We start from the raw sequence: 11,413 nt of genomic DNA on the forward strand, positions 1-11,413 counted from the left end.
AAAAATCACTCCGCACCAGATTTTCTCGCAACGCCTTTAATTTAAGGGGTATCCGCAACCCGGGCCTGCCTGCCCGCGCTCATTGCGCCCGCCGCCCCCGCGAATCCCGACGCCAAGAGGCCCTCAAGAGCCCCATTTGAACCCGCGACGAATCCCGGCGGGAGGCGATGCGCAGCCTTGGAAGAAGAGACTTCTGGTCAGACGGGTGAATCAGACGGGTGATCGCCAGGGCGCGTGCCTCCCCGGGGCGGCAGCGGGCCCCCGTTCGCCGTCGAGAGCACACGACGGCAGAGCACCGCGAGCCGAGTGCTGACAAAAGAGAAGGCCTGGGCCCGAGGAAGCCCGGTCCCGGACCGGATCATTCCTCGCAGAGAAGGGTGGCACCCAGATCGCGCCGGGCCGCAGACCAGTCAGCGCGCAACCGTATCCACCAGAGCCATCCCGAAACTGACCGCCGGCCCGTACTCCGAAAGCCGGTCCTTCCTCAGCCTCATCGGCTCCGCTCTGATGTACCGGTGCCTGACCTCGACCGGCCCTTCGGTCCTTTGGTTCAGGAGCGACTGGTCCCCGCGCCGAAGCAGAGCCTGCTTGCAGAAGTGAACGGAGATGATCGTCGGCCGACGTCGGGACGCAACCGGGGACGATCCGGTCATCCCTTGATCTGCCCTGCCCTCGTTTGACATCGCTCCGGGCGAGGGGTCGAAACGGCCCCCGCCCGGAGACGTCGCGCCACCCAAGGCATGCCGAGGACCACGCCGCCCGCGTCGGCTCTGCTTGCTTTGCGACAAGCCGGAACCTGCGCAACACGGGCGCGGGGCGAAGCCCCCACCCCATCGAACTGCATCGAGGGGCAGGATCCATGTCGCCGGGGCCAAGGGGGGTGGTGAACGAAATGCTGAGCGTTCAGAGGCCGCTCGCGCGCCGATGGCCAGCCCCAGAAGGCCGGACGGTCCCAGAAACCCCATTTGGGACATAGGAAAACGCCCCGCGAGGGACCTGTTTTCGGGTTTGCGATGTGCAGTTGGCGGAGAGGATATCCACCATCAGTGTCTGTTGCCCACACTTGGTGCGGTCGGATTTCCGGAACAACGTCACGAAACACCAAGCTCAGGATCAGTCTCAGATGGCCTGAACAGGCCGCACGTCCTGGACAGGGTTCTGCTGTCGCTCGAAGCCGAGGGGCGACAGCGTTCCGTGCCGGCCAACCTTGGGCGTCGGATCGCCGGACATCTGAAAGTCGCAGATCGCGTCTCGCCTGGCTTTGCCGCGCGCCCGGCGGACCCGCGGATCTGCTCCGCTTAGGCCTCTGCAGGTTCCGGGACGCTCTCAGGTTCATCATAGACGCCCGGATCTCGGCCTCTTTCTCAGCCTCACAACATCGCGTCGCCCCGGGTTCCCTATTTCACGGGAGCCGCGGGCGTAGCTGCTCACGCTCAAACGCTCTGTCACCTGCCCGTCCAGGCAGCCCCTCTCCATGAGCCGGGGGAGGGCAGGTCGCTTACAATCTTCTCTTGGCCTGATGCCGCATATCGTGGCCTCTATGACTCGGAACAAGCAAAACGGCATCCTCGCTGCTCGGAGCAACTCACGTCGCACAGTCAATGCGGCCTTGGCCTACCCACCCAGCCCGATTGAGAGCTCCCGAGCGGCATCCATCATCTGCGGCCGCATGCGAGCAATGTCTTCTTCGCGGAACCGTTCCCTCGGCCCCGAGAAGGACAGGGCCCCCAGCAGACGCTCCGATCCAGCGAATACAGGCGCGGCGATACCCGCACAAAGCTTGTCCCTCTCTCCGAGCGAGACGGCGAAGCACTCCTGCCGGATCAAATCCATATCGCTGCCCTGCTCAGGCGGATCACCGAAGGCGCGCAGGATCTTGCCTGCCGCGCCCCGATAAAGCGGCAAGCGATCCCCGACATGCACACGGTCCAGGGTCGAGTGATGCGAATCCAGCCTGAACAGGCACAGCCGTTCGGTCGCGGTCTGGCGCACGTGGAAAGAAGGGCTTTCCGTTCCGATCGATACGAGACGTTCCATGACCGGCAGGAAGTGATGGCGCAGCGGGTTGCTGCGTTCGTAAGCCAGGCCAAGCTGCATGATGGTCGGGCCCAGCGCATACTTGGACTCCTCGATCCGGATCACGTAGCCGGCCGATTGCAATGACTCCATCAGCCTCAGGATCGTGCTCTTGTAGAGCCCCGTCGCACGAGCGATCTCGGAGAGGTTGCGTGGGATCGTGCTGGCCTCGAGCGCCGCGATGATCGAGAGCGCTCGGTCCACCGCTGCAACACCGCGCGATGCTTTATCCTTGTCGGGACCTGTGTTGTCCTGGGCTGTCACATTCACCTCGACCTATGCGTTGGCTAGAATTGGCATTACGCCTGAACCCGTCTTCATTGAACCGCGGGATTGGGCCTTGTTATCCGGAAATTTCTATCAGAAGTGTCCGCGGCGACCAATCCGTCTTTGTTCCCCGTACAGATGACGGGGCCGCCGGATGTACCGGCGCCCCCCTCTGCTCCACGGAGATCGGCACGCCCGACCTTCGACCCAACGCAAACCGCCTCATGCGGAAGTTGCTGCATCTTCTGCCTCCCGGGTCCCTAGAACCAGCAAGGCGTCGGCCGCGATGATCTCGGCGCCCCGGCAGATGAGCGGGTTCACGTCCATTTCCGCCAGGACGTCCCCATGATCGGCTGCGAACTCGGACACCCGCGCGATGATTTCGGACAGGGCCCTGCGATCGACGGCGGGCTGCCCCCGGAAGCCATCCAGCAGGCTTGCGCCCCGCAGCCTCGCCAGCATGGCCTCCGCCTGCGATGCAGACACCGGCGCAGGTGCCGTTACGCTGTCGGCCATCAGTTCGACAAGGACGCCACCGAGCCCGACAAGCACCAAGGGACCAAAGGCCGGGTCAACGCGGGCGCCGACGACGATCTCGAGCCCCTCGGGAACCATGTGCTGAAGGATCACCCCGTCGATGCGCGCGGAAGGTGCGGCCGTGCGGACAGCGAGCACCATCTTCTCATAGGCGGCGGCAGCAGCCTCGGCGCCCTGCAGGCCAAGCGCGATGCCGCCGACCTCGGTCTTGTGGGCAATGTCGGGGCTGTCGATCTTCATCACCAGGCGCCCCCCCATCTCTGCGGCCGCGCTGCGCACCTCCTCGGCCGAGGCGGCGCGACGGTCGCCGGTGACAGGCACACCATAGGAGGCGAGAAGAGCCTTTGCCTCGCGCTCGGGGATCGTGGAGGACCCCCAAGCGGCCAACTTGCCTGCCACCGCACTCCGTGCGGCCTCTTCGACCAGCCTCGGCGCCTGCTCTGCGGCCGCAGACCGCCGGCGGTGCCAGTCGGCCCACAACCGGATCGCCGTGAAGCAGGTGGCATTGGAGCGGAACAGCGCCAAATTGCGGCTGGTCTCGATCTCTGCCGCGCCCGGACCTTCCAGCCACCCCGAAAGCCAGACCATGGCGATCACCTTGCCGGCCTTGCCCGCCAGCTCGTCGAGCAGCTGGATCCGGGGGGTTGCCGTGTCATAGGCCAGCGGATGCGGAATGACGATCAGACCGTAGCTGTTGTCGGCCAGGACGGTCTCGACGCAAGCGGTCAGCGAGGCCATGTTGTTCACCACCTCGGCGGTAACATCCGCCGGGTTGCGGACCGCGCCGAAGCTGGGAATATGCTCGGCCAGGGTCGCCAGGACGGCACCATCCGGCTGTGGCAATGGAACGCCCGCCGTTTCAGCGGCGTCGGCGGCCATGATGGCAGCCCCGCCGGAGGTCGCGATGACCATGCTCCCGTCACTCGACGGCGCCCCGACCTTGGAGAAGAAGGCCGCGATCTCGAGCAGGTCCTCGAAATCGTCGACCATGATGCCGCCGGCCCGATCGATCATGCTGCGATAGGCCACCTGGGATCCGGCAAGGCTGCCGGTATGAGAGGCAGCCGCCTCGGCCCCGGAGGTACCCCGGGCCATCTTGCACAGGATCAGTGGCTTGCCGGCCAGCGTGGCACGGCGGCAGACCTCTTCCATCCGTCGCGGGTCGGCCAGCCCCTCCAGCAGGCAGACGATCACCTTGCAGCCGGGATCGTCGACGAGGAAGTTGGCGCAATCTGCCACGTCAACATCCGCGGAATTGCCGCAGGACAGGACATGGCTGAAGAAAATCTCCCGGTTCATCGACTGTGCCAGCGACAGGCCAAGCGCGCCGGACTGGCTGACCAGGCCGATTGCACGGCGCTCGGCCGGGGTGTCGAAGCCCTTCTCGAGGTCAAGCCCGGTGAGGAACGTGGCCCCGCCCCGCGAGGCGAAGTTGACGAAGCCGATGGTATTGGGGCCCACCAGGGGCATGCCGCTTTCCCGTGCACGGGTTGCGATGCGGTGCTGCACGGCGGCGGTTTCGGCGTCGCCGGTTTCGGCGAAGCCCGACGCGATCAGCACCACACCGCCCGCGCCGACCGCGATGGCCTCCTCGACGATCGCCTCGACCATCGACAGGCCGGTCGCCACCAGGACGCAGTCCGGAACTTCGGGCAGATCCGCAAGGGCGGCATGGCACGGCACGCCGCCAATCTCGTCATAGCGCGGATTCACCAGGTAGAGGGACCCATCGAACCCCGACAGGTTCTGCATGAAGCGGCCACCGAAGGAACTGGCGTTGGCCGAGGCGCCGACAATGGCGATCGACCGGGGATTGAAGAGCCGGTCGAGCTGCGCGCTCGGACGAAGGCGGGGAGGCGTCATCTGGTATCTCTGTTCTTTCGCGGAGTGTGTTGCGCGGCCGGCTCCCGCCGGCCACGCACCGAAGCAGCTGCAGGCTTTATTGGCCAACGACGATGTTTGCCGACTTGATGATCTCGGCGGCGGTCTCGGTCTCTACCTCGATCTGGCTGCGGAAGGCCTCGGGGGTCGGCACCACCGGACGGCCCTGCAACTCCAGCTTTGCGCGGGTGTCGGGATCTTCGGTAGCACTCACGATGGCGTCGTAGAAGGTCTGGACGATGGCGGGATCAGTGCCATCCGGCATGAAGACGCCGGTCCAGAAGGTCACGTTGAAGCCGTCGATCCCGGCTTCCATCATCGTCGGGGTGTCGGGCAGGCCAGGCCAGCGATCCGGCCCCGACACCGCCAGCGCGGTCAGCCGGCCTGCATCGATCTGGGGCATTCCCGAGGGTGTGTCGAAGGCCAGATCGATCTCACCCGAGAGCAGCCCGACCTCCATCGGCGCCGCCCCCTTGTAGGGAATGTGGGTCATCTCGGTGCCGGTCTTCTGCGCCAGCAGCTCTGTGGCAAGGTGAATCAGGTTGCCGATCCCGGCCGAGCCATAGGACAGATCCCCCGGTGCGGCGCGGGCGGTCTCGACCAGTGATGCGACATCCGTCACGCCCTCGGTACGGGCGTTTTCGGGGTTGGTGACCAGGATGAACGGCGTTTCGACGACCTTGGTGACCGGCGCGAAATCCTCAAGCGGCTGATACTGGATGTCCTTGAACAGCGTCGGGTTCACGGTGATCGAGCTCGAGTTCGAGAACAGCACGGTATGGCCGTCGGGATCGGCCTGGGCCACGGCGGTCGCCGCCAGCATCCCGTTGGCGCCGGTGCGGTTCTCGACCACCACCGGCTGGCCCAGCGTCTCCGTCAGCTTCTCGGCCATGATGCGGGCCACGGTGTCGATCGAGCTGCCGGCGCTGAAGCCGACCAGCACCTTGATGGGTTCACTCGGGTAGTCCTGCGCGTGTCCGAGGGATGCGGTTGAAAGCCCAAGGGCAAGGCCCAGGGCGAGCGTTTTCGAAGATTTCATGGTTCCTCCCAAATTCTCACGATGGTCTTTTTGACAGACCACATGTTCTAAAAATAACCATATCTTCTCGTCTGGCAATGCCCTTTGGTCCAGAAACTCAGGGAGAATACTGAATTCTCCCCGCGAAAGCGCCAGATGTCCAAACATAGCTCTTGCGACAAGTTCAGACCATATGTTCTATTCAAAAGAACGAATTGGGGGAGATAACATGTTCGCAACCAGTGACGAAAACCGCCTGCCAGGAGCTGAAACTTGAAGGAAAAAAGTCTGTCCGGAAAGAAACTCCTGATCGCGAATCGGGGTGAGATCGCGATTCGCGTGGCGCGCGCCTGTGCCGAGCTCGGCATCCTCAGCGTGGCTATTCACCCCGAAGATGACAGGTCTGCAGCCCATGTGACCGCAGCCAATGAAGCGCTGCTCATCCCCGGGCGCGGAGCACTGGCCTATCTCGACATCGACGCAGTCGTTGATGCGGCCCGGTCCGCCGGCTGTGATTTCGTCCACCCCGGCTACGGCTTCCTCTCCGAGAACGCCACCTTCGCGCGCCAGTGCGAGGAAGCGGGGATCACCTTCGTGGGCCCGCTGCCTGACGGCCTGGCCCGCCTGGGCGACAAGGCCCGTGCCCGCGCGCTCGCAGTGTCGCTTTCGGTGCCGGTGGTCGAGGGGCTCGAGACCGTGACCTCGACCGAGGATGCGCTGGCCTTCTTCACTTCGCAGCCCCCGGGAACCGCAGTGATGGTCAAGGCCGTGTCGGGCGGCGGTGGCCGCGGCATCCGGACGGTGCGGCAGGCAGAAGACCTGGAGGCTGCCATCAAGAGCTGCCGCGCAGAAGCGAAATCCGCCTTCGGCGACGACGCGCTCTACATGGAACGGCTGATCGAACGCGCCCGCCATGTCGAGGTGCAGGTCCTGGGCGACGGACAGGGCGGCATCGTCCACCTGTGGAACCGCGAATGCACGGTGCAGCGGCGCAACCAGAAGCTTCTCGAGATCGCGCCCAGTCCCTGGGTTCCCGAAGCCCTGACCCAAGCCATGCAGGAAGACGCCGTGCGCATGGCCGCCGCGGTGAACTACCGCGGCCTCGCCACCGTCGAATACCTGGTCGACGAGGACCGCGGGGACTACGCCTTCATCGAGGTGAACCCCCGCATCCAGGTCGAACACACGGTGACTGAAGAGATCATGGACCTCGACCTGGTCGCGGCGCAGATCCGTGTCTGCGCCGGAGAGACCCTGGGCGATCTGGGCCTGTCCCAGGACAGCCTGCCCGCGCCCCGCGGCTTCGCCGTGCAGGCCCGCGTCAACGCCGAGATCATGTCCGAGGATGGCATGGCCCGGATCGCGGATGGCACGATCACCTCCTACGAGGTGCCGACGGGCCCCGGCCTGCGCATCGACGGCTCGGGCTATACCGGGCTGACGCTCTCGCCCTTCTATGACTCGCTGCTGGCCAAGGTCATCGTGCGCGGCCAGGATTGGGCGTCGCTGCGGCAGCGCCTGGACCGGGCGCTGTCCGACTTCCTGATCGCCGGGGTCGAAACCAACATCGGCTTCCTGCGCAAGCTGCTGGCGCTCGACGAGGTCGACACCGGGGCCGTGACCACGCGGATGGTCGACGACCGAGTGGCCGAACTGGTCCGCGCGCCGGCTCCGGCCCAAAGCCACCGCGGCGTTTCGGACAGCCCTGTCGCGACAGCTCCGACCGGGGCCGAGGTGGGGGACGGCCTGGCCGGCATCGCGGCCCCCATGGGCGGGGTGCTGGTCTCGCTGCTGGTGGAAGAGGGGCAACCGGTCGCCCTGGGCACGCCTGTCGCCGTCCTGGAAGCCATGAAGATGGAGCATGTGGTCACCGCAGATGTGGCCGGCCATGTGCGCCGGCTTGCGCGCGCGGGCGAGGTCGTCTCGACAGGCGATGCGCTGGTAGTGGTCGAGCCGGGCGAGATCGCCGGGACGGCACGCAGCGAGGAAGCCGCCTTCGACCCCGACCGGATCCGGCCTGATCTGGCCGAGGCCCTGGCGCGGCGCAACAGCGGTCTGGACGCTGCGCGCCCCGAGGCAGTCGCGCGTCGCCACGACAAGGGCAAGCGCACCGCGCGGGAGAATATCGACGACCTTTGCGACAGCGGCAGCTTCGTGGAGTACGGCGCGCTGGCCGTTGCCGCGCAACGCAGCCGCCACCCTGAAGAGCACCTGCGCAAGATCAGCCCGGCCGACGGCCTGGTGGCCGGCATCGGCACGATCAACGCCGACATCTTCGGCGCGGAGAAGGGCCGCGCCGCGGTAATGTCCTACGACTACACGGTCTTTGCGGGCACCCAGGGCAACATCGGACACCGCAAGACGGACCGGCTGCTGAAGGTCGCCGAACGCGCGGCGCTGCCGGTGGTGGTCTACGCCGAAGGCGGCGGCGGGCGGCCCGGCGACACCGACAACCGGCCCGGCGTGAACCTGGCCAACCCGACCTTCTGGCAACTCGCCCGGCACTCGGGCGTGGCGCCGATGGTGGGCATCGTCTCGGGGCGCTGCTTTGCCGGCAATGCCGCCGTGCTTGGCGTCTGCGACGTGGTGATCGCCACCGAGGACGCCAATATAGGCATGGGCGGCCCGGCGATGATCGAGGGCGCCGGCCTGGGCGTCTTCCGGCCCGAAGAGGTCGGCCCGACCTCGGTGCACAGCCGCAACGGCGTGATCGACATCCTGGTCGCGGACGAGGAAGAGGCCACCGAGGCGGCCCGCAAGTACCTGTCCTACTTCCAGGGGCCGATCGACAGCTGGGAGGCCAATGACACCCGCCAGCTGCGCGGCGCCGTGCCCGAGGATCGCAAGCGCGCCTATGACGTGCGCCCGCTGATCGAAACCCTGGCCGACCGCGACAGCGTGCTGGAGCTGCGCGCCGGCTTCGGTCCTGCCCTGGTCACCGCCCTGGCACGGATCGAGGGCAAACCCTGCGGCATCCTTGCCAATGTGGCGGCCGTGAACGGCGGCGCGGTGGACCGTGACGAGGCCGACAAGGCGGCGCGGTTCCTGCAGCTTTGCGATGCCTTCGACCTGCCGGTGATCAGCCTGATCGACACCCCCGGCTTCATGGTGGGACCGGATGCCGAGACGCGGGCCAACGTGCGCCATTTCAGCCGCCTGTTCCTGGTCGGAGCCAGCCTGAACACGCCGTTCTTCTCGGTCATCCTGCGGAAGGCCTACGGTCTTGGCGCAATGGCCATGGCCGGGGGCAGTTTCCACGAAAGCAGCCAGATGACGCTGAGCTGGCCTTCCGGAGAGTTCGGCGCCATGGGACTGGAGGGCGCGGCACGGCTCGGCTTCCGGAGGGAGCTTGAGGCGATCGCCGACGAAAGCGCGCGGGAAGCGCGCTACCAGGAGATCGTGGCGGAAATGTACGAGGTGGGCAAGGCAGTCAACATCGCGCCCTTCCTCAGCATCGACGCGGTGATCGACCCGGCAGAGACCCGCTCGGTCCTGGCCCGCGCCATGCAGGCGGTGCCCGAGGCGCGCCTGCCGAAGCACTCCAAGCGTCCAATGATCGACGCCTGGTAAGAGCGGCTTGGGGAGGAGCCGAACATGTCGAGACAAATCAACTGGCCAGAGCTTCTGGCCGCACTGTCGGTTGGTGCTCTGGGGGCCTTCATGGTTCTCAAGGGCAGCGAACTTTCCCTGGGATCACTGAAACGGATGGGGCCCGGCTACATGCCGGTCGCCATCGGCGTGGCGCTGATCGGGTTTTCCGCAGGCCTGGTGATCGAGAGCGGCTTCGCCGCCCGCAGGCCCTTTCCCTTCAGCTGGCGCCCGGTACTGGCGGTCTCGGTGGCGATGCTGTGCTTCGCCGCCGCAGCGCGGCCCCTTGGCCTCATTCCCGCGACCCTGGGGGTCGTCGTGCTGGCGGCACTGGCAGATGCCCCCTTCCGCCCGCTCCGCGCAGCGCTCACCGGGCTGGTGATCGCAACCCTGGGATACCTGGTCTTCGTCGTCGGGCTGCGCATCTCCCTCAATCCCTTCTGGTGGTGACCGCGACATGCTCGACTCTCTCCTGCAAGGCTTCTCGGCGGCCCTCAGCCTGGACGCCCTCCTGTTCTGCTTCATCGGCGTCACCGTCGGCACCTTCGTCGGCGTGCTCCCGGGCCTCGGAGCGCTGACCGCGATCTCGATGCTGCTGCCGCTGACCTACTACCTCGACCCGATGGTCGGCCTGATCATGCTGGCCGGGATCTTCTACGGGGCGCAATACGGCAGTTCGACCGCGGCGATCCTGTTGAACATCCCGGGCACCGCAACGGCGGCGATCACCTGCCTTGACGGCTATCCCATGGCCCGCAACGGGCGCGCGGGGGTGGCGCTGTTCATGACCTCGATCGCCAGCTTCGCCGGCGGGGTCTTCGCCATCTGCGCGCTGATGCTCTTCACCCCGGCGCTGTCGCAATTGGCCCTCAGCTTCAACTCGGCCGAGTATTTCGCCGCCATGTTCCTGGGGCTCATCGCCGCGTCCACCCTGGGCGTCGGGTCGCCGCTGAAGGGGCTGGCCATGGTCGTCCTGGGCCTGGCGCTGGCCATCCCGGGCACCGACATCAACTCGGGCCAGATGCGTTTCACCTTCGGGTACTTCGAGATGGCCGAGGGCTTTCAGCTGGTGGCCATCGCCATGGGCCTTTTCGGCGTGTCCGAGATCCTGACCATGCTGATCCGCCGCGAGCGTCCGAAGGTCCTGGCCAAGCACATCACCTATCGCTCGATGCTGCCGACCCGCGATGACTGGTCGCGCTTCTCCTGGCCGGCGGCGCGCGGCGCCGTCATCGGCTCGATCATCGGCGCCCTGCCCGGCTCGGGCCCGTCGATGGCCACCTTCGTCTCCTACGCGGTCGAACGCCGCGCAGCCAAGGATCCCTCCCGCTTCGGCAAGGGCGCGGTCGAGGGGATCGTGGCGCCGGAGTCGGCCAACAACGCCTCGGTGCAGGCGGCCTTCATCCCGACGCTCAGCCTGGGCGTGCCGGGCGATGCGGTCATGGCGATCCTGTTGGGGGCGCTGATGATCCACGGCATCATACCGGGCCCCGAGTTCATCGACCAGCAACCTCGGCTCTTCTGGGGCCTGGTGGCCAGTTTCTGGATCGGCAACATCGCCCTTCTGGTACTGAACGTGCCGCTGATCGGGCTCTGGATCCGGCTGCTCTCGGTGCCCTACCGTATCCTGTATCCGACCATGCTCTTCCTGATCTGCATCGGGGTCTATTCCGTCCGGGGCAATGGCTTCGACGTCGGCGTCACCCTGGCCTTCGGTCTCGTCGGGATGGTGATGAACATGTTGAACTACCCGACCGCGCCGGTGCTGCTCGGCTTCATCCTGGGGCCGCTGATCGAAGAGCACTTCAAGCGCGCCCTGCTGGTATCGCGCGGTGACCTGGCAATCTTCGTCGAACGCCCGATCAGCGCCGGGCTGCTGACCTGCGCCGCGCTGATGCTGGCCCTGTCCATCTGGCAGGCCCTGCATGCCCGACGCAAACGGCTGGCCCGCGAAACGGCCGCCGGAACGGAACGAACTGAAAGCAACTGACATGACGCAAGACTACGTGAGCTTCGAGCGCGACGGCGACGTCGCCGTGCTGACAA

6 protein-coding genes are annotated in these 11,413 nt (G+C 66.3%); 3 read left to right on the plus strand and 3 right to left on the minus strand.

Features of this window, described 5'->3' with window-relative positions; all coding sequences use genetic code 11:
- Positions 1-1,614: 1,614 nt before the first annotated feature.
- The 3 genes from OS124_RS0100165 to OS124_RS0100175 all read right to left on the minus strand — a co-directional run bounded on the left by OS124_RS0100165 (position 1,615) and on the right by OS124_RS0100175 (position 5,800).
- Entirely contained in the window at positions 1,615-2,340 is a 726-nt protein-coding gene (locus OS124_RS0100165; protein WP_029375065.1) for an IclR family transcriptional regulator, read from the minus strand.
- Positions 2,341-2,565: 225 nt separating this feature from the next.
- A complete protein-coding gene (locus OS124_RS0100170) occupies positions 2,566-4,743 on the minus strand; it encodes an acetate--CoA ligase family protein (protein WP_010137213.1) in 2,178 nt (725 codons plus the stop codon).
- A 76-nt stretch (positions 4,744-4,819) separates the two neighbouring features.
- The gene (locus tag OS124_RS0100175; RefSeq protein ID WP_010137214.1) at positions 4,820-5,800 is read right to left on the minus strand and encodes a Bug family tripartite tricarboxylate transporter substrate binding protein; all 981 of its coding nucleotides are present in this window, start codon (positions 5,798-5,800) and stop codon (positions 4,820-4,822) included.
- Positions 5,801-6,052: 252 nt separating this feature from the next.
- On the opposite strand from OS124_RS0100175, the gene OS124_RS0100180 reads away from it, so the two are divergent.
- From OS124_RS0100180 to OS124_RS0100190, 3 genes are read left to right on the plus strand one after another with little or no spacing between them, the layout of a single operon-like run.
- A complete protein-coding gene (locus OS124_RS0100180) occupies positions 6,053-9,349 on the plus strand; it encodes a carboxyl transferase domain-containing protein (RefSeq protein ID WP_010137215.1) in 3,297 nt (1,098 codons plus the stop codon).
- A 24-nt stretch (positions 9,350-9,373) separates the two neighbouring features.
- Positions 9,374-9,817: a tripartite tricarboxylate transporter TctB family protein gene (locus OS124_RS23250; protein ID WP_010137216.1), complete on the plus strand. Its 444-nt coding sequence runs from the start codon at positions 9,374-9,376 to the stop codon at positions 9,815-9,817.
- A gap of 7 nt (positions 9,818-9,824) precedes the next feature.
- Complete coding sequence (locus tag OS124_RS0100190; protein ID WP_010137218.1) at positions 9,825-11,357, plus strand: tripartite tricarboxylate transporter permease; 1,533 nt, start codon at positions 9,825-9,827, stop codon at positions 11,355-11,357.
- The last annotated feature ends 56 nt before the right edge of the window (positions 11,358-11,413 follow it).

It is taken from the genome of Oceanicola sp. S124, from assembly GCF_000220565.1.
GTDB lineage: Bacteria > Pseudomonadota > Alphaproteobacteria > Rhodobacterales > Rhodobacteraceae > Pseudooceanicola.